22 protein-coding genes are annotated in these 21,210 nt (G+C 71.7%); 13 read left to right on the top strand and 9 right to left on the bottom strand.

What is annotated here, in order from left to right; genetic code table 11:
* Positions 1 to 7 precede the first annotated feature (7 nt).
* From phnD to MKK64_RS24280, 5 genes are all read right to left on the bottom strand, one after another.
* Positions 8 to 943 carry a phosphonate ABC transporter substrate-binding protein gene (gene phnD, locus MKK64_RS24300; RefSeq protein WP_147729660.1) on the bottom strand — a complete coding sequence of 312 codons (936 nt, stop codon included), beginning with the start codon at positions 941 to 943 and terminating at the stop codon, positions 8 to 10.
* 42 nt (positions 944 to 985) lie between these two features.
* The gene (gene phnC / locus MKK64_RS24295; RefSeq protein WP_147729659.1) at positions 986 to 1,777 is read right to left on the bottom strand and encodes a phosphonate ABC transporter ATP-binding protein; all 792 of its coding nucleotides are present in this window, start codon (positions 1,775 to 1,777) and stop codon (positions 986 to 988) included.
* 108 nt (positions 1,778 to 1,885) lie between these two features.
* Positions 1,886 to 2,551 carry a DUF1045 domain-containing protein gene (locus MKK64_RS24290; RefSeq protein ID WP_243938122.1) on the bottom strand — a complete coding sequence of 222 codons (666 nt, stop codon included), beginning with the start codon at positions 2,549 to 2,551 and terminating at the stop codon, positions 1,886 to 1,888.
* An 81-nt stretch (positions 2,552 to 2,632) separates the two neighbouring features.
* A complete protein-coding gene (locus MKK64_RS24285) occupies positions 2,633 to 2,866 on the bottom strand; it encodes a hypothetical protein (RefSeq protein WP_147844746.1) in 234 nt (77 codons plus the stop codon).
* A 77-nt stretch (positions 2,867 to 2,943) separates the two neighbouring features.
* Positions 2,944 to 3,621 (bottom strand): cysteine hydrolase family protein, encoded by a 678-nt coding sequence (locus MKK64_RS24280; protein ID WP_243938120.1) that lies wholly within the window; start codon positions 3,619 to 3,621, stop codon positions 2,944 to 2,946.
* A 360-nt stretch (positions 3,622 to 3,981) separates the two neighbouring features.
* On the opposite strand from MKK64_RS24280, the gene MKK64_RS24275 reads away from it, so the two are divergent.
* The 6 genes from MKK64_RS24275 (at position 3,982) to MKK64_RS24250 (ending at position 11,286) form a co-directional block, all read left to right on the top strand.
* Complete coding sequence (locus tag MKK64_RS24275; RefSeq protein ID WP_147729244.1) at positions 3,982 to 4,986, top strand: hypothetical protein; 1,005 nt, start codon at positions 3,982 to 3,984, stop codon at positions 4,984 to 4,986.
* Between the two features lie 49 nt (positions 4,987 to 5,035).
* Positions 5,036 to 6,418, top strand: coding sequence for an 8-oxoguanine deaminase (locus MKK64_RS24270; protein WP_243938118.1), 1,383 nt, complete (start codon positions 5,036 to 5,038; stop codon positions 6,416 to 6,418).
* Positions 6,418 to 7,950 carry an ABC transporter ATP-binding protein gene (locus tag MKK64_RS24265; RefSeq protein ID WP_243938116.1) on the top strand — a complete coding sequence of 511 codons (1,533 nt, stop codon included), beginning with the start codon at positions 6,418 to 6,420 and terminating at the stop codon, positions 7,948 to 7,950. Before MKK64_RS24270 ends, MKK64_RS24265 begins: the two co-directional genes overlap by 1 nt.
* A 189-nt stretch (positions 7,951 to 8,139) precedes the next feature.
* Positions 8,140 to 9,225 (top strand): ABC transporter permease, encoded by a 1,086-nt coding sequence (locus MKK64_RS24260; RefSeq protein WP_147843784.1) that lies wholly within the window; start codon positions 8,140 to 8,142, stop codon positions 9,223 to 9,225.
* Between the two features lie 27 nt (positions 9,226 to 9,252).
* Complete coding sequence (locus MKK64_RS24255) at positions 9,253 to 10,179, top strand: ABC transporter permease (protein WP_243938113.1); 927 nt, start codon at positions 9,253 to 9,255, stop codon at positions 10,177 to 10,179.
* 48 nt (positions 10,180 to 10,227) lie between these two features.
* Entirely contained in the window at positions 10,228 to 11,286 is a 1,059-nt protein-coding gene (locus MKK64_RS24250; protein WP_243938111.1) for a BMP family ABC transporter substrate-binding protein, read from the top strand.
* A gap of 49 nt (positions 11,287 to 11,335) precedes the next feature.
* Here the strand turns inward: MKK64_RS24250 and MKK64_RS24245 are convergent, their stop codons facing one another.
* The 3 genes from MKK64_RS24245 to uraD all read right to left on the bottom strand — a co-directional run bounded on the left by MKK64_RS24245 (position 11,336) and on the right by uraD (position 12,828).
* Positions 11,336 to 11,596 carry a hypothetical protein gene (locus tag MKK64_RS24245; protein ID WP_147859448.1) on the bottom strand — a complete coding sequence of 87 codons (261 nt, stop codon included), beginning with the start codon at positions 11,594 to 11,596 and terminating at the stop codon, positions 11,336 to 11,338.
* Positions 11,597 to 11,635: 39 nt separating this feature from the next.
* Positions 11,636 to 11,860 carry a hypothetical protein gene (locus MKK64_RS24240; protein WP_147859447.1) on the bottom strand — a complete coding sequence of 75 codons (225 nt, stop codon included), beginning with the start codon at positions 11,858 to 11,860 and terminating at the stop codon, positions 11,636 to 11,638.
* 83 nt (positions 11,861 to 11,943) lie between these two features.
* Positions 11,944 to 12,828 (bottom strand): 2-oxo-4-hydroxy-4-carboxy-5-ureidoimidazoline decarboxylase, encoded by an 885-nt coding sequence (gene uraD / locus MKK64_RS24235; RefSeq protein ID WP_243938110.1) that lies wholly within the window; start codon positions 12,826 to 12,828, stop codon positions 11,944 to 11,946.
* 181 nt (positions 12,829 to 13,009) lie between these two features.
* On the opposite strand from uraD, the gene MKK64_RS24230 reads away from it, so the two are divergent.
* The 7 genes from MKK64_RS24230 to MKK64_RS24200 all read left to right on the top strand — a co-directional run bounded on the left by MKK64_RS24230 (position 13,010) and on the right by MKK64_RS24200 (position 20,476).
* Positions 13,010 to 14,410 (top strand): nucleobase:cation symporter-2 family protein, encoded by a 1,401-nt coding sequence (locus MKK64_RS24230; RefSeq protein ID WP_243938108.1) that lies wholly within the window; start codon positions 13,010 to 13,012, stop codon positions 14,408 to 14,410.
* A gap of 79 nt (positions 14,411 to 14,489) precedes the next feature.
* Positions 14,490 to 15,329 carry a factor-independent urate hydroxylase gene (gene pucL / locus MKK64_RS24225; RefSeq protein WP_243938105.1) on the top strand — a complete coding sequence of 280 codons (840 nt, stop codon included), beginning with the start codon at positions 14,490 to 14,492 and terminating at the stop codon, positions 15,327 to 15,329.
* A 303-nt stretch (positions 15,330 to 15,632) separates the two neighbouring features.
* Positions 15,633 to 15,896 (top strand): hypothetical protein, encoded by a 264-nt coding sequence (locus MKK64_RS24220; RefSeq protein ID WP_147728710.1) that lies wholly within the window; start codon positions 15,633 to 15,635, stop codon positions 15,894 to 15,896.
* 192 nt (positions 15,897 to 16,088) lie between these two features.
* On the top strand, positions 16,089 to 17,189 hold the full coding sequence (locus tag MKK64_RS24215; protein ID WP_147843347.1) for a BMP family ABC transporter substrate-binding protein: 1,101 nt from the start codon (positions 16,089 to 16,091) through the stop codon (positions 17,187 to 17,189).
* A gap of 137 nt (positions 17,190 to 17,326) precedes the next feature.
* Positions 17,327 to 18,484 carry an ABC transporter permease gene (locus tag MKK64_RS24210; protein ID WP_243938103.1) on the top strand — a complete coding sequence of 386 codons (1,158 nt, stop codon included), beginning with the start codon at positions 17,327 to 17,329 and terminating at the stop codon, positions 18,482 to 18,484.
* Between the two features lie 31 nt (positions 18,485 to 18,515).
* A complete protein-coding gene (locus MKK64_RS24205; RefSeq protein ID WP_147728579.1) occupies positions 18,516 to 19,439 on the top strand; it encodes an ABC transporter permease in 924 nt (307 codons plus the stop codon).
* An 8-nt stretch (positions 19,440 to 19,447) separates the two neighbouring features.
* Positions 19,448 to 20,476, top strand: a complete 1,029-nt coding sequence (locus MKK64_RS24200; protein WP_147728578.1) for a formamidase — start codon at positions 19,448 to 19,450, stop codon at positions 20,474 to 20,476.
* A gap of 5 nt (positions 20,477 to 20,481) precedes the next feature.
* Here the strand turns inward: MKK64_RS24200 and MKK64_RS24195 are convergent, their stop codons facing one another.
* Positions 20,482 to 20,796 carry a BrnA antitoxin family protein gene (locus MKK64_RS24195; protein ID WP_243938101.1) on the bottom strand — a complete coding sequence of 105 codons (315 nt, stop codon included), beginning with the start codon at positions 20,794 to 20,796 and terminating at the stop codon, positions 20,482 to 20,484.
* Positions 20,797 to 21,210: the final 414 nt, after the last annotated feature.

The following is a 21,210-nucleotide window of genomic DNA, read 5'->3' as shown; positions in this document are numbered from 1 at the left end:
CCCGGGATCAGGACTTGCGGCGCTGCGCGTCGTTGAACTTCAGCATCTCGATGATCGGCTGGTAATCCTCCAGCGTCACCGGGGTGAGGCCGAGGTCCTTGCCGTCGGAGAGGCGGTCGAAGGCGGCCTTGTCGGCGGTCGGCAAAGCGACGAAGGCCTCGACGATCTTGCGCTTCAGGTCGGCGGGCAGGCTCGACAGCATCGCGAACGGGCCCTCGGGCAGGAACGCGGACTTGAAGACGATGCGGAAGTCGGACGGGCTCAGCGGCGTGCCGTCGGGCTTCTTCAGCATGCCCTTGGCGGCCATGCGGGTGACGACGGAATCGGTCTCGGAGTTCCACAGGTTGGCGGCGGCGTCGGCCGTGCCCTGGGTCAGCGCCAGCACCGCGTTCTCGTGGCTGCCGGCGTAGACGGTCTTGCCGAACAGCGCGTCGACGTCGTGGCCGCTCTTGTTGAGGAAGAAGCGCGGGGCCTGGTTGCCGGAGGTCGAGTTCGGGTCGACCAGGGCGAGGTTCCTGCCCTTCAGGTCCGCGATCGTCCGGTACGGGCTGTCGGCGCGCACGTAGAGCACCGAGTAGTAGCCCGAGGCGCCGTTATCGTGCTTCTGGTTGACGATCGGGTCGACCTTCACCCCCGTCATCACCGCGCGGGCGAACGAGGCCGGGCCGTAGAAGGCGATCTGGATGTTGCCGGCGCGCTGGCCCTCGATCACCGCGGCGTAGTCGTTGGCGACCCGCAGCTTCACCGGCACCCCGAGCGCCTTGGTGAGGTAGGCGGCGAGCGGCGCGTAGCGGTCGGTGGTGCCCGTGGCGTTCTCGACGGGAATCGCGCCGAGGGTGATCTCGGGCACCGTCGCCTTCCAATCCTGAGCCAGGGCGGGCTGCAGGGCGAGCGCGGCCAGGCCGCCCGCGAGGGCGCCGACGAGGGTGCGACGGTCGAGCATCATCATCTCCGGGAAGGGGCGTGGCACGGGGTTCGTCCGGGGTCAGGCGACGAGTGCGGCGGGCTCGACCGCGTGCGGCGCCCGGTCCATCACCTCGCCGGCCTCCAGGCCGTAGAGCTGCTTGGCGACGTCCTCGGTGAGGTCGAAGGCGCCGCCGTCGAACACCACGCGGCCGTCGGCGAGGCCGACGAGCCGGTCGCAATAGGCGCGGGCGAGGTCGAGCGAGTGCAGGTTGCACAGCACGGTGATGCCGAGGCGCCGGTTGGCGTCGGCGAGCGCATCCATCACCAGCTTGGTGTTGCGCGGGTCCAGCGAGGCCACCGGCTCGTCGGCGAGGATGATGTCGGGCTCCTGCACCAGCGCGCGGGCGATCGCGACCCGCTGCTGCTGCCCGCCCGAGAGCTGGTCGGCGCGGTGGGCGGAAAAGCCCGCCATGTCGAACGCCTCGAGCGCCGCGAGCGCCCGCGCCCGGTCCTCGGCCGACCACAGCTTCAGGAGCGCGCGGTGGCTCGGGGCGTGGGCGAGGCGCCCCATCAGCACGTTGGTCAGCACGTCGAGGCGGCCGACCAGGTTGAACTGCTGGAACACCATGGCGCAGCGGGCGCGCCAGCGGCGCAGGTCGCGCCCCCGGAGCGCGGTGACGTCGAGCCCGTCGAACAGGATCCGCCCGGCCGAGGGCTCGGCGAGGCGGTTGAGCATGCGCAGGAAGGTCGACTTGCCGGCGCCCGAGCGCCCGATCACCCCGACGAAGCTGCCCGGCTCGATCCGCAGCGAGATCCGGTCGACCGCGAGGCGCGGTCCGTAGCGCCGCGTGAGGCTATCGACGATGAGCATGCGTGCCGTCCGCCGCGAGGGATGCGCCGGTAGACCCGTCGCGCGCGACGATAGGATGACAGCCGCGCCGCGACCCGCGGTTTCGTCGTGAACGGGCGCGCCGTGCGGCTACGCAGCGAACGGGATCCGGCGCAGGATGCGGAACGGCGCCGCGCCGTCCTGGCGCAGCAGCGTGATCGCGTCGATCGTCAGCGACGTCGGCGGGCAGGCCGCCGCGAGGCGGGCGCGCCAGGTTTCGCGGGCGTCGCCGGCGAGGCGGCCGGTCAGGGTCATGTGGAAGCGGAAGGCCTCGAAGACGTGGGGATAGCCCCAGCGGTCGAGGAGCGCGCGGCGGCGCGCGTCGAGGCGCTCCGGCTGGCGGCGCGCCCGCTCCGCCGGGGTGAGGCCGGCCCGGAACGGGTCGAGGGCGGCGACGCACTCGGCCGCGAGCAGGCCGAGCCCGGGCGGCGGCGCGGTGGGCACCAGGGCGACGAAGTCCCCGAGCAGGGTCACCGCGAGGGGCCCGACCGCCAGGGGCGCGCGGGGCTGCGCCAGCGCCGCGCAGGCGGCGAGGAGGTCGCCCTCGGTCCGGCCCGCGGCGAGGCGCATCGGCGCCTTCAGCGTCGCGTGGAAGCCGTAGACCCGCGGCGCCGCGGTGACGGCGGCGAGCGCCGCGCGCGCGGCCGCGTCCCATCCGGGCAGGGGCGCATCGCCGAGGACCGCCTCGCCGAAGGCGGCGAGCGCCGATCCGGGCTCCGGCGTGACGTAGAGCGCGTAGCGTGTCGGGGCGTCCACCGGGGCACTCGCTTCGGGCGTGGATCGGTCACGGCCCGGCGCGGATAGAACCCGATCGCCCGCTCGGCAAGGCGCGGCCGCTCAGCCCCGCGGGATCGGGCGGTTGCGGCAGGCGGCGCGATATTGCTGCCGGCTCAGGCCGCGCATGTTGCGGCGGTCGGCTTCCTGGGTGCAGGCGATCTTGCGGTCGGCCTTGTTGAGGCTCTTCGTGCCGCTTGACGGGACGTCGGTCGGCGCGGGCGCGGTGTAGGATTGCGCGAGGCCCGACGTCGTCAGCAACGCGAGACACAGGGTGCTTGCCAAGACCGTACGCATCCAACGAACTCCTGCTTCATCTGTCGCGCTCGCCGGGCAATAACCGGGCCAAGCTTGGCGGCTCGGGGCGTGGTCGATCATGCGGTGCGGCCGGCGGCGATCGCGGCGACGACGCGATGCGAATCCGACACCCATCCGAAGATGCCGCCCTGCGCCACGATCATCGCGAGGCCGGCCGCGTGGAAGGCCGGGATGTACGAGCCGCAGGCATCCGACACCACGAGGCAGCGGTAGCCGCGGTCGTTGGCCTCGCGCACGGTGGTGTGGACGCAGACCTCGGTGGTGACGCCGCAGACGAGCAGCGTGGCGACGCTGCGCGCGGCCAGGATCTCGGCCAGGTCGGTGGCGTAGAACGCGCCCTTGCCCGGCTTGTCGACCACCGGCTCGCCGGGGGCGGGCGCGAGGTCGGCGACGATGTCGTGGCCGGGCTCGCCGCGGATCAGGATGCGCCCCATCGGCCCGGGCGCGCCGATGCGGGCGGACGGCGTGCCGCGGGCGATCTTGGCGGCGGGCGCGTCCGACAGGTCGGGGCGATGCCCTTCGCGGGTGTGGACCACGAGGAGGCCGGCCCGCCGCGCCGCCGCCAGCAGCGCCTGCGCCGGCGGCACGGCGGCGGCGAGCAGCGAGACGTCGTTGCCGAGGCTCTCGCCGAAGCCGCCGGGCTCCAGGAAATCGCGCTGCATGTCGATGATCACCAGCGCCGTCGTCGCCAGGTCGATCGCCAGCGGGCCCGGCTCGGCATCCACGGTCACCATCGGCGCGAATCTCCCGTCCTGCGGCCGGCTCGGCGGCGCACGACGCGACGATGTCGGGCGATGGCGCGGAATGCATCCGCAAATACTGCCCGACATTGCTCGAATGTTGTGCGCATGCTGCCGACGTCATGGGCGGTGGCGCGTTCGTCGGCGGACGACGCGCCGCCGGAGGTGGGAGCCCGGCCGCCGCGTCGCGCGTTTCAGGGTCGCCGCCGCCGCACCCGTCGGAGCGGGCGCCTGCGCTCGGCCGGCAAACCTGTTGCCGAATTATGACTCGGCCGCCGCCTCTCGCCCAGGTGGCACGCGCTGGCATATCGGTTGCTGCCTGCTCACCGGATTTTCGGCACGGAGAGGGCAGACATGATCGCTCGGGGACTCGTTGCAGCGGCCATGTCGCTCGGTCTGGTGGGATACGGCGCGGCGGCCGATCTCGACGCGAAGAAGGACAAGGCGCCCGTCGAGGCGCCGGCCAAGGAAGCGCCGTTCTTCCTCTTCGCCGACACGCAGTTCAGCTATCGCTACCAGTTCCCGACCGTGTCGCCGGGCGTCCAGATCCAGAAGGCCGACGGCTCGTTCGTCAGCCGCGAGGCGCCCAAGCAGATCTACAACATCTCGCATGCCGACGCCTGGGCCTACGGCACGAACTTCTTCTCGCTCGACATCCTCAAGTCGGGGTCGCAATTCCCGGCCGGCACCACGAACCCGCCCGGCAGCGTCGGCGCGCCGTTCTTCGCCGATTACGGCAACACCGAAGCCTACGGCCTCTATCGCGGCACCCTGAGCCTCAACGCGCTGACCAACTCCAAGGCGTTCACGCTGCCGGGCATCGTCAAGGACATCTCCCTCGCCTTCGGCTTCGACGCGAACTCGCAGAACGACGCGTTCGGCTCGAAGAAGCGCGACGTGGTCGGCGGCCTCAACTTCTCCTTCGACGTGCCGGCCGGGTTCCTGAACCTGTCGGTCCACGCCTACAAGGAATGGAACCGCAACGGATTCAACCTGCAGCCCGATCGCGACCAGAGCTTCGACGTGGTGCCGGAATTCGAGGTGGTCTACAATTTCCCCCTCGCCTTCACCAACCTGCCGCTGAGCCTGACCGGCTTCAACAACATCGTGCTGCCCAAGGGCCGCGGCGTGCAGAACGTGGCCGACTTCGCCTTCAACCCGAAGCGCGGTCTCGAATTCCTGTCGCGCACCAACCTGGTGCTCGACGTGGGCAAGCTGATCTACGACCAGCCCAACAAGGTCGACGCCTTCATCGGCTTCCAGTACTGGCTGAACAAGTTCGGCAACGTCGAGACGGCGACGTTCAAGGGCACGGAAGAGAAGAGCTTCCTCGCCGGCGTCGCGTTCCACATCTTCTGATCGCCGTTTGGATCGCTGATCGCACGACCGTGACGGGATGGGAGACGGCATGACGGGATCCGACGCCAGGCCCCGAGGGGGCGAAACGCTCCGGCGCCTGTGGATTCGCGATCCGCTGGCGATCCTCGCCGAGGGCGCCGGCGGCGGCATCGTGGTCGAGGGCAGCCGCATCGTCGAGCGCGTGGCGGCCGGCGCGCAGCCCGCCGCGCCGGTGGACGAGACCTTCGACGCGTCGCGCCACGTCGTCATCCCCGGGCTGATCAACACCCACCACCACTTCTTCCAGACGCTGACGCGGGCCCACCCGCTGGCGATCAACAAGCCGCTGTTCCCGTGGCTGAAGGCGCTCTACACGGTCTGGGACAAGATCACCCCCGACGCGTTCCGGCTCGCGACGCGGCTCGCCTACACCGAGCTGCTGCTCTCCGGCTGCACCACGGCGGGGGACCACCACTACCTCTACTCGAAGGGGCTCGAGGATTCCGTCGACGTGCAGGTCGACGAGGCGCGCAGCCTCGGCATCCGCGCCTTCGTCACCCGCGGCTCGATGAGCCTGTCAGAGAAGGACGGCGGCCTGCCGCCCGAATGCCTGACGCAGGACGACGACACCATCCTCGCCGACAGCGAGCGGGTGCTGAACCTGTTCCACGACGCGAAGCCCGGCGCGATGGTGCGGATCGGGCTGGCGCCGTGCTCGCCCTTCAACGTCACCAAGCGGCTGATGCGCGAGAGCGCGGCGCTCGCCGACCGCCACGACTGCCAGCTCCACACCCATCTCGGCGAGACGCTGGACGAGGACGCCTACTGCCTGGAGATGTTCGGCCAGCGGCCGGTCGACTACCTCGAGGAGGTCGGCTGGATGAGCCCGCGGGCCTGGCTCGCGCACGGCATCCACTTCAACGACGACGAGGTGCGGCGGCTCGGCAAGGCCGGCGTCGGCGTCTGCCACTGCCCAACCTCGAACATGACGCTGGCCTCGGGGCAGTGCCGCACCTGCGAGCTGGAGGCGGCGGGCGCGCCGGTTGGCCTCGGCGTCGACGGCTCGGCCTCGAACGACAGCTCCAACCTGATGGAGGGCGTGCGCCACGCCCTGATGATCAACCGCCTGACCTACGGCGCCGAAGCGGTGACGCATCTCGACGCCCTGCGCTGGGCCACCGAGGGCTCGGCCCGCTGCCTCGGGCGCGACGACATCGGCCGGATCGAGCCGGGCCGCGAGGCCGACCTCGCGCTGTTCACCCTCGACGCGCTGCGCTTCTCCGGCGCGCACGATCCGCTGGCCGCGCTCGTGCTGTGCGGCGCGCACCGCGCCGACCGGGTGATGGTCGCGGGCCGGTGGCGGGTGGTCGACGGAAACCCCGTCGGCATGGACACGCGGAAGCTGCGCGAGGACCACGGCCGGCTCGCCCTCAGCCTCCTCGGCGGCGCCTGATGGCGGCCGTGCCGTCGCCCGCCGCCGGCACCGCGCCGCTCTACGGGGCCTACGGCATCGTCAAGCGCTTCGGCGACTTCAAGGCCAACGACGGCGTCGACCTCGAGATCCGCGCCGGCGAGATCCACGCGCTGCTCGGCGAGAACGGCGCCGGCAAGTCGACCCTGATGAAGATCCTCTACGGGCTGCTGGAGCCGACGGAGGGCGTCGTTACCCACAAGGGCGACATCGTGCAGCTGCCCGACCCCGAGGCGGCGCGCGCCATCGGCATCGGGATGGTGTTTCAGCACTTCTCGCTCTGCGAGAACCTGACGGTGGCCGAGAACATCGCCCTCGTCATGCCGAAGACCCTCTCGGGCAGGGCGCTCGCCGAGCGGATCGCCGCGCTCGGGGCGGCCTACGGCCTGCACCTCGATCCCGCCCGGCCGGTCTGGTCGCTCTCGGCCGGGGAGCGCCAGCGCATCGAGATCGTGCGCTGCCTGCTTCAGGACCCGCGCCTCGTCATCCTCGACGAGCCGACCTCGGTGCTGACGCCGGGCGAGGCGGAGCAGCTGTTCTCGGTGCTGGAGCGGCTGCGCGACGAGGGCCGGGCGCTGCTCTACATCTCGCACCGGCTCGACGAGGTGCGGCGCCTGTGCACCCGCGCCACCATCCTGCGCCACGGGCGCGTCGTCGGCGCCTGCGATCCGCAGGGGGAGAGCGCCCGCTCGCTCGCGGCCCTGATGGTCGGGGCGCAGGTCGGCGCGGTGACCGGCCGCGCCGGCGCCGCGCTCGGCCCGCCGCGCCTCGTCCTCGATCGCCTGTCCCTGCCGGCGCCCGGCCTGCACGGCACCGCGCTCGCCGACATCCGCCTCACCGTCCGGGGCGGCGAGATCCTCGGCGTGGCCGGCGTCGCCGGCAACGGGCAGGCGGAGTTCTTCTCCGCGCTCTCCGGCGAGACCGCCGCGGCGCGGGCCGAGGCGGTCGTCGTCGACGGCGCGGCCGTCGGGCGGCTCGACATCAACGCGCGGCGCCGGCGCGGCGCGGCCTTCGTGCCCGAGGAGCGCAACGGCCACGCGGCCGCCCCGGGCATGAGCCTGTCCGAGAACGCGGTGCTCTCGCGCCACGCCACCGCGCCGCTCGCGCGCTTCGGCCTGCTCCGGCGCGGGGCGGCGCGCGCGCTCGCGGCCGCCGTGATCGCGGCCTTCGACGTGCGCAAGGCCGGCCCTGACCCCGCCGCCGGCACCCTGTCGGGCGGGAACCTGCAGAAGTTCGTCGTCGGGCGCGAGATCCAGGCGGAGCCCGGCGTTCTGGTGGTCAACCAGCCGACCTGGGGCGTCGACGCCTCGGCCGCCGCCCGCATCCGCCAGGCGCTGATCGATCTCGCCGCCCGCGGCGCCGCGCTGCTGGTGATCAGCCAGGACCTCGACGAGCTGTTCGAGATCGCGAGCCGGATCGCGGTGCTGCATGCCGGCACCCTCTCCGAGCCGGTCCCGGCGGGCGAGACGACCCGCGAGGCGGTGGGCTTGCTGATGGGCGGATCGCATGCGTGAAGCTGCGGCGTTCTTCCCTCCCCCTGAAGCGGGGGAGGGTACCCTGCGCAGCAGGGGGGGAGAGGGGAGCGCCGCGTCCGGCACCGTCGCTCCCCTCTCCCGACCCTCGCTGACGCGAGGCCCGCCCTCCCCCGCAGAGGGGGGAGGGAGGAGCCGCCCGCGATTCTTTCCGACTGTTCAGAGCCTCCCATGCGCCTCGATCTGAGCCCGCGCGCCCGGCGCTCGGCCGTGCTCTCGGCGCTGTCGCCGGTCATCGCCTTCGCCGGCGCCGTGCTCGTCGGCGGGATCGCGGTGGCACTGCTCGGCGTCGCGCCGGGGGCCGCGTTCACGACCTACTTCGTCACCCCGCTGAGCGAGGTGTGGTCGCTGCAGGAGGTGGCGCTGAAGGCGGCGCCGCTGGCGCTGGTCGCCACGGGGCTGGCCTTCTGCTTCCGTGCGAGCCTGTGGAACATCGGCGCCGAGGGCCAGTTCGTGGTCGGCGGCCTGGCCGGCGGCTGGATCGGCGTCGCGACGCAAGGGGCGGAGGGCTTCACGGCCTGGATCCTGCCGACGATGCTGGCCGCCGGCACGCTGGCGGGCCTCGCCTACGCGATGATCCCGGCGCTCCTGAAGGTCCGCCTCGGCGTGTCGGAGATCCTGACCAGCCTGATGCTGGTCTACGTCGCGGAGCTGCTGCTCGACTACATGGCCCGCGGGCCGTTGCGCGATCCGGCGGGCTTCAACTTCCCGCAGAGCGTGCCGTTCGATCCGGCGGCGCGGCTGCCCTACCTGATGGAGGGCGACACGCTGCATGCCGGCGTGCTGATCGCGCTCGCTGCCGTGATCGTCGCGACGCTCGTCCTCGCCCGGACGCTGTTCGGCTTCGAGGTCCGCGTCGTCGGCGCCGCGCCGCGCGCGGCGCGGTTCGCGGGCTTCAGCGACGCGCGCCTGACGCTCGCCGTCTTCGCGATCTCGGGGGCGGCGGCCGGGCTCGCCGGCATCTGCGAGGTGGCCGGCAAGATCGGCCAGCTGCAGCCGACGATCTCGCCGGGCTACGGCTTCACCGCGATCATCGTCGCTTTCCTCGGGCGGCTGTCCCCCCCGGGAATCCTGGTCGCCGCCGGGGTGATCGCGCTGACCACGATCGGCGGCGAGTCGGCCCAGATCGACCTGAAGCTGCCGCTCGACCTCACCCGCGCGTTCCAGGGGCTGCTGCTCGCCTTCGTGCTCGGGGCGGACGTGCTCGCCCGCTACCGCGTCCGGCTCGTGCCGGGCGGCCCCCGGCGGACCGCGTGAGGCGCCGGGCATGGTGAGAAGGCGGCCATGACCCTCGACATCGTCCAGATGGTGCTCGTCACCGTGCTGACCGCGGCCACGCCCCTGATCCTGGCCGCGATCGGCGAGCTGGTGGCGGAGCGCTCCGGGGTGCTCAACCTCGGCACCGAGGGAATGATGGTGCTCGGCGCCGCCGCCGGCTTCGCGGTCGCCACCGAGACGGGCTCGACGCTCGCCGGCGCGCTCGGCGGCGCCGGCGCCGGGCTCGCGCTGTCGGGGCTGTTCGCGATCCTCACGGTCGGGCTCGCCGCCAACCAGGTCGCCTCGGGCCTCGCCCTGACGATCCTCGGCCTCGGGCTCTCGGGCCTCGTCGGCACCGGCTACGTCGGGATGAAGCGCGATCCGGCGCCCCACCTCCACCTGGCGGGGTTGAGCGACCTGCCGGTCGTCGGCGACCTGCTCTTCGGGCAGGACGCCTTCGTCTACGTCGCGGTCGCCCTGGTGCTCGGGGTGTGGTGGTTCCTCGGCCGGAGCCGCGCCGGGCTGGTCCTGCGCGCCATCGGCGACGACCACACCGCGACGCACGCGCTCGGCCTGCCGGTGCGCAAGGTCCGCGTCCTCGCGGTCCTGTTCGGGGGCGCCTGCGCCGGGCTCGCCGGCGCCTACCTGTCGCTCGCCTACACCCCGTTCTGGTCGCCGGGGATGACCGCCGGGCGCGGCTGGATCGCCCTGGCGCTGGTGGTGTTCGCCTCGTGGCGCCCGCTGCGGGTGGCCGCCGGGGCGCTGCTGTTCGGCGGCGCGACGGTGCTCCAGCTCCACGCCCAGGCCGCGGGCCTCGGCCTGCCGGGGCAGGCGCTGTCGGCGCTGCCCTACGTTGCGACGATCCTGGCCCTGGTCTTGCTGTCCCTCGGGCGGCGCCAGGGCGGCTCGCTGGCGCCCGCCGCCCTGGGCCGCGAATTCACGCCCCACCGCTAGAAGGCGGGGGCCATGTTGGGGGTATCGACCTTGGGGACATCGACGACCATGCGGACGATCACCGGCGCCATCCTGGCGGCTCTTCTGCTCGCACCCGCCGCGCGGGCCGACGACAAGCTCAAGGTCGGCTTCGTCTATGTCGGCCCGGTGGCCGATTACGGCTATTCCTACCAGCACGACCTCAGCCGCAAGGCGCTCGAGGCGGCGATGCCCGGCAAGGTCGAGACCACGTTTCTCGAGAGCGTGCCCGAGGCCGACAGCGAGCGCTCGATCGAGAAGCTGGCGCGCTCGGGCGCCAAGCTGATCTTCACCACCTCGTTCGGCTTCATGGAGCCGACCCTGAAGGTCGCCAAGAAATTCCCCACCGTGAAGTTCGAGCACGCCACGGGATACAAGCGCAGCGCCAACGTCTCGACCTACTCGGCCCGCTTCTACGAGGGCCGCTACGTCTGCGGAAAGATCGCCGGCACGCTCTCGAAGTCCGGCACGGTCGGCTACATCGCCTCGTTCCCGATCCCCGAGGTGGTGAGCGGCATCAACGCCTTCATGCTGGGCGCGCAGTCGGTGAACCCCAACGTCAAGCTCAAGATCGTCTGGGTGAACACCTGGTTCGACCCGGGCAAGGAGGCGGAGGCCGCCAAGGCCCTGCTCGCGCAGGGCGCCGACATCCTGACCCAGCACACCGATTCCGCGGCCCCGCTGCAGGAGGCCGAGAAGGCCGGCAAGCTCGCCTTCGGCCAGTCCTCGGACCAGTTCCGCTTCGCCCCGAAGGCGCAGCTGACCTCGATCACCGACGACTGGGACGGCTACGTGATCGGCGAGGCCAAGGCGGTGCTCGACGGCTCGTGGAAGAGCCACGACACCTGGGGCGGCATCAAGGACGGCATGGTCGTGCTCGCGCCCTTCACCAACATGCCGGACAACGTGAAGGCGATGGCCGAGGAGACCAAGGCCGGCATCGCGTCGGGCAAGGTCCACCCCTTCGCCGGCCCGGTGACGAAGCAGGACGGCACGGTCGCAGTGAAGGCGGGCGATGACGCGCCCGACCCGATGATCCTCGGCATGAACTGGTACGTGAAGGGCATCGACGACAAGCTGCCGCAGTAGCGGGCCGCCGTCTCCGGCGCGCGAGCGGGGGGCCGCCCGCGCGTCCGGTTCAGTAGCGGGGCCGCGGCGGCACGTCGTCCCGGCGCGGCGGCGCCTCCGTCGTGACGCCGCCCGCCGGCGGCGGAACCGCCACCGCGTCGCCGTCGCGGACGGCGTTCATCTCGTTCTGCGGGCCGGCGCGGCCTTCGGTGCCGCCGGGCGCCGTCGCGGGGTCGAGCCCCGCAGGGGCGCCCGTCGACTGGGCGAAGGCGGAGCCGCCGAGGCCGAGGCCGGCGGCGAGGGTCAGGGCCGTGAGGGTGGCGAGGCGCATCGATGGGATCTCCGTGATCACGTGAGGGGCGCGGGCGGCTCAGCGCCGGTGGCGGCGGTGGTGGCGCATCCGGCGCCGGCCGTAGGCGTCGCCGCTGCGGATCGCCTCCATCCGGTTGCGCGCCCCGGCCTTGCCGACCGTGCCGCCCGGGGCGGTCGCGGCGACGCGCCCGGCGGGGGCGCCGACGGACTGGGCCGAGGCCGCGCCGGCCAAGCCGCAGCCGAGGCAGAGCGAGAAGATCAGGACTTGGGCGGAACGCAGCATGGCGGCTCCTCGTGGGATCTGCGCCGACAACGCGCGAACCCCGCCGCGGTGCGCCCCAGGAAGACGATTTTCCGCGGTGCGGCTCAACTTCCGCGATAGGTCTGGAAGCTCCACGGCGTCGCCACCAGCGGCACGTGGTAGTGCCCCTCCGGCTCCGCGACGCCGAAGCGCAGCGGCACGACGTCGAGGAAGGGCGGCTCGGCGAGCGAAAGCCCGAGCCGGCGGTAATGGTCGCCGAGGGCGAAGCGCAGCTCGTAGACCGCGATCGGCACCGGCCGGCCGCCGACGAGCGGCGCGTCGGTGCGCCCGTCGGCATTGGTCACGGCCCGCGCCACCAGGGCCGTCTCGGTCTCCGAGACGATCTCGTGGAGGCTCACCGCGACGCCGGCCGCCGGGCGCCCGCTCACCGTATCGAGCACGTGCGTCGAGATCCGCCCCGTCGTCCTGAGCGGCCCCTCGCCGGAGACCAGCGCGTTCAGGCGGATCGCGGCGATGCGGAGGACCTCGGCCTCGGCGGTCCGCCGCTCGGTCGCGGCGTCGGAGTCGAGACGCGCCGCGAAGGCGGCGAGCAGCGCGGCGCGCCCGTGCCGCTTGACGCAGAGGATGAAGGGCAGGCCGAATTTCGCGCGGTAGGCCGCGTTGAGCGCTTCGAAGCGCGCGTATTCCGCGTCCGACATCCGGTCGAGCCCGGCCGCCGCCTGCTCGGCGATCGAATCGGGGGCGATGGCGCCGTCGCGCGCCGCGCGGCCCGCCAGCTCGGGATGGCCCGCCAGCAGCGCGAGGCGCGCCGTGTCGGGCGCCGTCTCCACCGCGGCGCGCATCGCGCCGTACAGCGCCTCGACGGTGGCGAAGGGCCGTGCGGCGGCCGCCCGCTGCGCCACCCAGGGCGCGTGCTCGAACACCGCGCCGAGGGCGGCGACGAAGTCGGCCTCCGCCATCGCGTTCAGGTCGGCCAGGGGAATCGTCATCGGGCCTCGCGCGTCGGGTCTCGCGGCCGAGGGTAGCAGGCAACGGGCCAAGCGGCGCGTCCGTCGGGCGGGTCGGCCGCGCGATCGCCCGCCCCTGCGGGGCCTGCGCTGGCACATGCCTTGCGCGAGGATCTGTCCTCGGCAGCCGGACCGATCCGGCGGCCTGCTGGAGCGTTCGCCGATGTCGAGCACGGCCCACCCGGATGTCCTGCCCGAGAGCGGTCCGGTGCCGCTCGGGCCCGCCACCGCGCCGGTCGCCCGGGTCGGCGCCCTCGCGCTCGGGCTCCTCGGCCTCCAGCACGTGCTGGTGATGTATGCCGGCGCCGTCGCCGTGCCGCTGATCGTCGGGCGCGCCCTGAAGCTGGCGCCGGAGCAGGTGGCGATGCTGGTGAGCGCCGACCTGTTCGCCGGCGGCCTCGCCACCCTGGTGCAGAGCTGGGGCCTGCCCGGCATCGGCATCCGCATGCCGGTGATGATGGGCGTGACCTTCGCCGCCGTCACGCCGATGATCGCCATGGGCGCGAGCCCGGAGATCGGGCTCACCGGCATCTACGGCGCGGTGATCGCCGCCGGGCTGTTCGCGTTCCTGGTGGCACCGCTCGTCGGGCGGCTGCTGCCGCTGTTCCCGCCGGTGGTCACCGGCACGATCATTCTCGTCATCGGCATCTCGCTGATGCGCGTCGGCGTGAATTGGGCGGCCGGCGGGGTCGGCAACCCGAACTACGGCGCGCCGGTCTTCCTCGGGATCGCCGCCTTCGTGCTCTGCGTGATCCTGGCGATCACCCGCTACGGCACCGGCTTCGTCGCCTCCGCCTCGGTGCTGATCGGGATCGTCGTCGGCACGCTCGTGGCCGGCGTCTTCGGGCTGGTCGACTTCTCGCACGTGGCCGCCGCCGGGTGGTTCGACGTGGTGCGCCCCTTCGCCTTCGGGCTGCCGACCTTCGACCCGGTCTCGGTGGTGACGCTGTGCATCGTGATGATCGTGGTGATGATCGAGTCGACCGGCATGTTCCTGGCGCTCGCCGAGATCTGCGCCGACCCGGTCGACGAGAGGCGCCTGACCAAGGGCCTGCGCGGCGACGGGCTCGGCACGATCATCGGCGGCGTGTTCAACACGTTTCCCTACACCTCGTTCTCGCAGAACATCGGCCTCGTCGGCGTCACCGGCGTGCGCACCCGCTACGTCGCCGTGGTCGGCGGCGTGATCATGCTCGGGCTCGGGTTGATCCCGAAGCTCGCCGCCCTGGTCGAGGCGGTGCCGCAATGCGTGCTCGGCGGCGCCGGCCTCGTGATGTTCGGCATGGTCGGCGCCACCGGGGCGCGCATCCTCGGGGCGGTCGACTTCGCCCGCAACCGCAACAACCTGTTCATCGTCGCGGTCTCGGTCGGCTTCGGGATGATCCCGCTCGTCGCGCCGAACTTCTTCAAGCAGATGCCGCACGCGCTGCATCCGCTGCTCGAATCCGGCATCCTGCTCTGCGCGATCGCCGCGGTGGTCCTCAACCTGTTCTTCAACGGCCTCGGCAGCACGGCCGACGCCCGCGACGCGGCCCTGCGCCAGGCCGCGGCCTCCGAGCACTGACGCCCGTCGCGGGATCGCGCCCGTCCGCGCGATCCGGCGAAGACGCTCCGACGAACCTCCACCCGAACCGGAGACCTCCATGCCGCTCATCGCCTCGACCTACGGCAAGGGCCGTGTCCGGGTCATGCGGTTGACCCGCGAGGGCGACCACCACACCCCGCGCGAGCTCACCCTCACCGTGCTGATGAAGGGCGCCTTCGACGCCGCCTGGACCGCGGGCGACAACCGCGCCTGCGTCGCCACCGACAGCGTCAAGAACATCGTCAACGTCACCGCGGCCAAGAACCTGTCCCTCGACAAGGAAGCCTTCGTCGAGGCGGTCGCGGCGGTGTTCCTCGACACCTATCCCCAGATCGAGGAGGTCACGATCGAGGGGCTGGAGACGCGCTGGCTCCGCTACGCCGTCGCGGGCGAGCCGCACGGCCACACCTTCACGCTGGACGCCAACGGCACCGGCTTCGTCCGGCTCGTCGCGAGCCGGGGCGCGCGCGCGCTGCAATCGGGCCTGCGCAACTTCACCTTCATGAAGACCACGCAATCGGGCTGGTCTGACTTCGTCGACGACGGCTACCGCACCCTGCCCGACACCACCGACCGTATCGCCGCCACCGCCATGGACGCGACCTGGACTTGGACGCGGCCGCCGGCCGATTACGCCGCCGCCAACGCCGACATCCTCACCCACCTGCTCACCGTGTTCGGCACCACCTACAGCCTTGGCGTGCAGGACAGCATGTACCGGATGGGCGAGACGGTGCTGGCCGCGATTCCCGAGGTCGGCGAGATCGGGTTCGCCATGCCGAACAAGCACTACATCCCGATCAACCTGGCGCCGTTCGGGCTTGCGAACGCCAACACCGTGTTCCTGCCGACCGACGAGCCGCACGGGCAGATCGTGGCGACCATCGGCCGGGGCTAGCCCGGCACCCGCAGCGACGGGCCGGGTGCCGAACCGCACGCTCCGCGAAAGAAGCGTGCCACATGCCGAATAACAGGGCAGCGGCGACCGATTGCTCTGTTAAGTATTTGATTAAATGCGCCTTTTAATCTTAGAGTTCGGCCGGGCCGGCCCGTTCGATCCGCCCGCGGCGGGTATTCCCGAGAAATCAGGCTAAAACTTCAGCATTCACGGCCCTTTCCAAAGGCAGGTCTGGTGAAAATCTAGGTCCGAGAGCGTCGGCGACCACGGGGTCGCCGACCGATCGAACCTCGGATGTCTTCCATGACCGCACGCCTGATCCTCGCCGCCTCCCTCGGGCTCGCCCTGTCCACCACCGCCTTCGCCCAGAGCTACAACGCGCCCGCCGGCATCCCGCCCGCGCTCGCGCCCGGCGGCCTCGAAGGCCGCGCCGCCATCCCGAACGCCCTCGACGCCGCGGGCCGCACCCCGCGTGGCGACGCGCGGAGCGTCTACGGGGTCGACGACGGCCTCGTCACCGGTTCCCTGCGCGACGGCCGCGACGCGCGGGCCTATCGCAGCCGCTGAGGTCGGTCCGAACGCCGCCACGAGCTTTGCCGAAAAGATTCGCAGTGGCAGGACTGTTTTTAGGCGCCTGATCCAAGTCGATCAGGCGTCGCGCTGAGCCGCGACGACGCCGACGATGCCGAAAATCTCGGCTTCGCCGGTGTTGCGGCCAAGCCTAGACTTCGCCCCGCATTCGGGACGGAGCAGACGGCTTTGGCAGATCATTCGCTTTCGCGCAGGCACCTCCTCGGGGGCGCCGCCGCGCTCGCGCTGACGCCCCTCTCGCGGGCGCGCGCCGCCGGCACGCTCACCGCCGGCTTCATCTATGTCGGGCCGAAGGACGATTACGGCTACAACCAGGCCCACGCCCTCGCCGCCAAGGCTTTGAAGGGCATGCCCGGCCTGGAGGTCACGGAAGAGGAGCGCGTCCCCGAGACCAACGCGGTCGAGAAGACCATGGAGAGCATGATCAACCTTGACGGGGCGACGCTGCTGCTCCCGACCTCGTTCGGCTACTACAGCCCCTACATGGTCGCCGAGGCCAAGAAGAACCCCAAGATCCAGTTCCGGCACTGCGGCGGCCTGTGGACCGACAAGGACCCGAAGAACGCCGGCTCCTATTTCGGCTACATCGCGCAGGGGCAGTACCTCAACGGCATCGCCGCCGGGCACGCCACCAAGTCGAAGAAGCTCGGCTTCGTCGCCGCCAAGCCGATCCCGCAGGTCCTCAACAACATTAACGCCTTCCTGCTCGGCGCGCAGAGCGTCGACCCGTCGATCACCTGCCAGGTGATCTTCACCGGCGAGTGGTCGCTCGCGGTCAAGGAGGCCGAGGCGACCAACGCGCTGATCGACGGCGGCGCCGACGTCGTCACCTGCCACGTCGACAGCCCGAAGGTGACGGTGGAGACCGCCGCCCGCCGGGGCGCCTTCGTCTGCGGCTACCACGTCGACCAGTCGCCGCTGGCGCCGCAGAAGTACCTCACCGGGGCGGAGTGGAACTGGCTGCCGATCTACAAGGGCTTCGTCGAGGCGATGCAGGCCGGCAAGGTGCCGGAGAACTTCGTCCGCGGCGGCCTCGCCGACGGCTACGTCAAGATGAGCCCCTACGGCCCGGGCGTCAGCGACGCGGCGCGCAAGAACGCGGACGCGGTCAAGGCCGAGATGATGAAGGGCGGCTACCAGATCATCAAGGGACCGCTCAAGGACAATGCGGGCAAGGAGATCCTCGCCGCCGGAAAGGGCTACCCCGAGAAGGCGGCCGAGCTGGAAAGCACGAACTACCTGGTCGCGGGCGTGAAGGGCTCGGTCTGAGGCACGGTTCGACGCTCTCCCTCCCCCGCAGAGGGGGAGGGAAGGGGCGGCGAAGGCTTGCACCGGCCCGGTTGCGGGGCTGGCACGCTTCCTGCCGCACGCGTCGCAGGATGGTGGAACCGGTTCGGAGGTGCGGGATGGTCGCGGACGCCGCTGTGGCACCGGTCGAGACGGCGGATCCGCCGGCGCGCGGCCTTCAGGCCCGGGCCTGGCTGGCGCGGCGCTCGGAGGCGTTCCTGATCCCGGTCGGCGCGGCGCTCGCGGGCTTCGTCCTGTTCGGGCTGTTCCTGGCGGCTTTGGGCAAGTCGCCGCTCCAGTTCGTCGACATCGTCTATCGCGGCGGCTTCGGCTCGTCCTTCGCGCTCGGCAACAGCCTGCAACGCGCCGCGCCCCTGCTGTTCGCCGCGCTCTGCGTCGCGTTGCCCGCCCGCCTCGGCCTCGTGGTGATCGGCGGGGAGGGGGCGATCGTGCTGGGCGGCCTCAGCGCCGCCGCCGCGGCCCAGCCGCTGGCCGCCCTTCCGCCCGGTCTCGCGATCCCCTTGATGGCGCTCGCCGCGGCGCTGGTCGGCGCGGTCTGGATCGGCGCCGTCGGGTTTCTGCAGGCCTATCGCGGCGTCAACGCCACGATCTCGAGCCTGCTGCTGTCCTACATCGCCATCGCGCTCTCCAACCACCTGATCGAGGGCTGGCTGCGCGATCCGGCGAGCCTCAACAAGCCCTCGACGCTGCCCGTCGGCGACGCCTTCATGCTCGCGCCGATGCCGGGGATCGGGGTGCATTGGGGCCTCGGCGTCGGCGTCCTATCCTGCCTCGTCGCCTACGTGCTGATGGACCGCACGACGCTGGGCTTCGCCGCGCGGATCGCCGGCGGCAACGTGCGCGCGGCGCAGATCCAGGGTCTGCCGGTCGGGCGGCTGATCGTCGGCTTCACCGCCCTCGGCGGCGCCTTCGCGGCGCTCGCCGGGTTCTTCGAGGTGGTCGCGGTTCAGGGCACCGCCAACGGCACGCTGGCCGCCGGCTACGGCTACACCGGCATCCTCGTCGCCTTCCTCGCCCGCCAGAACCCGATCGCGATCATGCCGGTCGCGTTCCTGCTCGGCGGGATCGAGGCGTCGAGCGGGCTGATCCAGCGCCGGATGCAGCTGCCCGACGCCACCGTGCTGGTGCTGGAGGGGCTGCTGTTCCTCGTGGTGCTCGCCAGCGAGACGCTCTACGGGCGCCTGCACCTGTTCAGCCCGCACCTGTGGGCCACCAAGCGCGCCGCCGCCGCGCTGCCGGCGGGAGCGCCCGCATGAGCGCCCTCATGAGCGCGGCGGAGGGCGGGCGATGAGCGGCGATCTCGGGCTCTGGAGCGTCCTGATCGCGGTGGTCGGCGGCGCGATCCGCGTCTCGACGCCGTTCCTGTTCGTCAGCCTCGGCGAGACCATCACCGAGCGCTCGGGGCGGATCAACCTCGGCCTCGAGGGCACCCTCGTGTTCGGTGCGATGTCGGCCTACGCCACCGCGGTGCTCACCGGCTCGCCCTGGGCCGGCGTCGCGGTGGCGGGGCTCGCCGGCGGTGCCTTCGGGCTTCTGCACGGGTTCGTCTGCCGCCTGCCGCGGGTCAACGACGTGGCGGTCGGCATCGCCCTGATGCTGTTCGGCACCGGGCTGGCCTTCTTCTTCGGCAAGGCCTTCATCCAGCCCTCGGCGCCGCCGCTTCCGGCGATCCCGTTCGGGTTCTGGTCGGACGTGCCGCAGATCCAGGCGGCGCTGCGCGTCAATGTGCTGTTCCTCGTCGGCGCCGCGCTCGCGGTGTTCCTGTGGTGGGCGTTCCGCAACACCAAGGCCGGGCTGATCGTGCGCGTCGTCGGCGACAGCGCCGACGCGGCGCGTGCCATGGGCTACGACGTCGACCGCGTGAGGCTCTTCGCGACCGCCGCCGGCGGCGTGCTCGCCGGGATCGGCGGCGCCTACCTGTCGCTGTACTATCCGGGCTCGTGGAACGAGGGGATCTCCTCGGGCCAGGGGCTGATGGCGGTGGCGCTGGTGATCTTCGCCCGCTGGAACCCGCTCGCGTGCTTCGCCGCCGCCCTGCTGTTCGGCGGCGCCGGGGCGCTCGGGCCGGCGCTGCAATCGGTCGGCGTCACGCAGGGCTACTACCTGTACTACGCCGCACCCTACGTGCTCACCCTGGCCCTGCTGATCGCCACCTCGTCGCCCGACCGGGCGCTGGCCGGCGCGCCGGGCGAGCTCTCCCTCTCGAAATAAGGTTTCGCATGAACGGTCTCGGTGGGCTGAACAAATCCCCGAACGGCGTCGTCGTCGGCCTCGTGCAGCTGAAGCTGCCGAAGGTCGAGACGCCGGCCGACCTGGGCGCGCAGGCCGATCGGATCGTCGCGATGGTCGCCAAGGCGCGGGCCAACATGGCGAGCATGGATCTCGTGGTGTTTCCCGAATACGCGCTCCACGGCCTGTCGATGGACACCCGGCCGGAGCTGATGTGCCGGATGGACGGGCCGGAGGTCGCCGCCTTCCGCAAGGCCTGCGTCGACAACCGGATCTGGGGCTGCTTCTCCATCATGGAGCTCAACCCGCACGGCGCGCCCTACAACACCGGCCTGATCATCGACGATGCCGGCGACGTGAAGCTGTACTATCGCAAGATGCACCCCTGGGTGCCGGTGGAGCCGTGGGAGCCCGGCGACCTCGGCATCCCGGTGATCGACGGGCCGAAGGGCGCCAAGCTCGCCCTGATCATCTGCCACGACGGGATGTTCCCGGAGATGGCGCGCGAATGCGCCTACAAGGGCGCCGAGATCATGATCCGCACGGCCGGCTACACCGCGCCGATCCGCGAATCCTGGCGCTTCACCAACCAGTCGAACGCCTTCTGCAACCTGATGGTCACCGCCAACGTCTGCCTGTGCGGCTCGGACGGCACCTTCGACTCGATGGGCGAGGGCATGGTCTGCAACTTCGACGGGGCGATCCTCGCCCACGGCACCACCGGCCGCGTCGACGAGATCATCACCGCCGAGGTCCGGCCCGACCTCGTGCGCGAGGCGCGGATCCACTGGGGCGTCGAGAACAACATCTACCAGCTCGGCCACCGCGGCTACACGGCGGTGAAGGGCGGCGCGCAGGACTGCCCCTACACCTACATGCACGACCTCGCCGCCGGCCGGTACAGGCTGCCGTGGGAGGATCAGGTGAAGGTCGTGGACGGCACGTCCTGCGGCTTCGTCGCGCCGACCCGCTCCTACGGCGCCGGCCAGGCGCCGGCCGCGCGCGAGGCGGCGGAGTGAGGGCCTCAGCCCTTCCTCAGCGCCGCCAGCAACTCGCGGCGCAGGATCGCGTTGATGCGGGTCTGGTAGCCGCGCCCGGGCGCCCGCAGCCAGGCCAGCACGTCGGCATCGATCCGCACCGTCGTCGAGGTCTTGACCGGGCGGTAGAACGGGTTGCGCACGGCGTTCTGCCAGAACGCCTCCGTCAGGGTCGGGATGTCGCTGTGGTCGATCTCCGCGTCCGGCTTCGCCGCAAGGGCCTCCCGCTCCGCCGTCTGCGCCTCGCTCAGCGTCGGCGGATTGGCGAGGTCGATCTCGTAGCTAACCAGCTTCGTGTTCATAGCGTCGCCTTTCCGAACGATCGGCCTTGCGGGCGGAGATGATGCGGATGACCTCGATCTCCCCGCCAGCCTCGGTCGTCTCGCGAATCGTATCAGCTAGGAAATCCGTCGGCGATTTGGCCGCCAGGCATTCTCCCTCCCCCCTCTGCGGGGGAGGGTACCCTGCGGAGCAGGGGGGGAGAGGGGAGCGCCGTAGCCGGAGAGGTCGCTCTCCTCTCCCGACACTCGCTGGCGCGAGGCCCACCCTCACCCGCAGAGGGGGGCGGGAAGAGCGCGTGCGGCGTAGGGCAATACTCGTCCCGCGCGCGTTCGCGGCATTCCGTAACGAGCGCACGTCACGACGACCTCCGTCAGCTGACATTCGTTCGTCAAGCCGTCAGGGCGAGGCCGCAGTAGTACGACGACCTCGCCCGC

The sequence above is a fragment of the Methylobacterium sp. E-025 genome (assembly GCF_022829705.1).
Lineage (GTDB): Bacteria > Pseudomonadota > Alphaproteobacteria > Rhizobiales > Beijerinckiaceae > Methylobacterium.
Note: the sequence above shows the minus strand (reverse complement) of the source record. Positions and strands in the feature narration are given on the sequence as shown.

Excerpts from the sequence above, each read along its gene's own strand:
- phnD (WP_147729660.1), bottom strand. The coding sequence starts at position 943 with ATGCTCGACCGTCGCACCCTCGTCGGCGCCCTCGCGGGCGGCCTGGCC.
- phnC (WP_147729659.1), bottom strand. The coding sequence starts at position 1,777 with ATGCTCATCGTCGATAGCCTCACGCGGCGCTACGGACCGCGCCTCGCG.
- MKK64_RS24285 (WP_147844746.1), bottom strand. The coding sequence starts at position 2,866 with ATGCGTACGGTCTTGGCAAGCACCCTGTGTCTCGCGTTGCTGACGACG.
- MKK64_RS24280 (WP_243938120.1), bottom strand. The coding sequence starts at position 3,621 with ATGGTGACCGTGGATGCCGAGCCGGGCCCGCTGGCGATCGACCTGGCG.
- MKK64_RS24275 (WP_147729244.1), top strand. The coding sequence starts at position 3,982 with ATGATCGCTCGGGGACTCGTTGCAGCGGCCATGTCGCTCGGTCTGGTG.
- MKK64_RS24270 (WP_243938118.1), top strand. The coding sequence starts at position 5,036 with ATGACGGGATCCGACGCCAGGCCCCGAGGGGGCGAAACGCTCCGGCGC.
- MKK64_RS24265 (WP_243938116.1), top strand. The coding sequence starts at position 6,418 with ATGGCGGCCGTGCCGTCGCCCGCCGCCGGCACCGCGCCGCTCTACGGG.
- MKK64_RS24260 (WP_147843784.1), top strand. The coding sequence starts at position 8,140 with ATGCGCCTCGATCTGAGCCCGCGCGCCCGGCGCTCGGCCGTGCTCTCG.
- MKK64_RS24255 (WP_243938113.1), top strand. The coding sequence starts at position 9,253 with ATGACCCTCGACATCGTCCAGATGGTGCTCGTCACCGTGCTGACCGCG.
- MKK64_RS24250 (WP_243938111.1), top strand. The coding sequence starts at position 10,228 with ATGCGGACGATCACCGGCGCCATCCTGGCGGCTCTTCTGCTCGCACCC.
- MKK64_RS24245 (WP_147859448.1), bottom strand. The coding sequence starts at position 11,596 with ATGCGCCTCGCCACCCTCACGGCCCTGACCCTCGCCGCCGGCCTCGGC.
- MKK64_RS24240 (WP_147859447.1), bottom strand. The coding sequence starts at position 11,860 with ATGCTGCGTTCCGCCCAAGTCCTGATCTTCTCGCTCTGCCTCGGCTGC.
- uraD (WP_243938110.1), bottom strand. The coding sequence starts at position 12,828 with ATGACGATTCCCCTGGCCGACCTGAACGCGATGGCGGAGGCCGACTTC.
- MKK64_RS24230 (WP_243938108.1), top strand. The coding sequence starts at position 13,010 with ATGTCGAGCACGGCCCACCCGGATGTCCTGCCCGAGAGCGGTCCGGTG.
- pucL (WP_243938105.1), top strand. The coding sequence starts at position 14,490 with ATGCCGCTCATCGCCTCGACCTACGGCAAGGGCCGTGTCCGGGTCATG.
- MKK64_RS24220 (WP_147728710.1), top strand. The coding sequence starts at position 15,633 with ATGACCGCACGCCTGATCCTCGCCGCCTCCCTCGGGCTCGCCCTGTCC.
- MKK64_RS24210 (WP_243938103.1), top strand. The coding sequence starts at position 17,327 with ATGGTCGCGGACGCCGCTGTGGCACCGGTCGAGACGGCGGATCCGCCG.
- MKK64_RS24205 (WP_147728579.1), top strand. The coding sequence starts at position 18,516 with ATGAGCGGCGATCTCGGGCTCTGGAGCGTCCTGATCGCGGTGGTCGGC.
- MKK64_RS24200 (WP_147728578.1), top strand. The coding sequence starts at position 19,448 with ATGAACGGTCTCGGTGGGCTGAACAAATCCCCGAACGGCGTCGTCGTC.
- MKK64_RS24195 (WP_243938101.1), bottom strand. The coding sequence starts at position 20,796 with ATGAACACGAAGCTGGTTAGCTACGAGATCGACCTCGCCAATCCGCCG.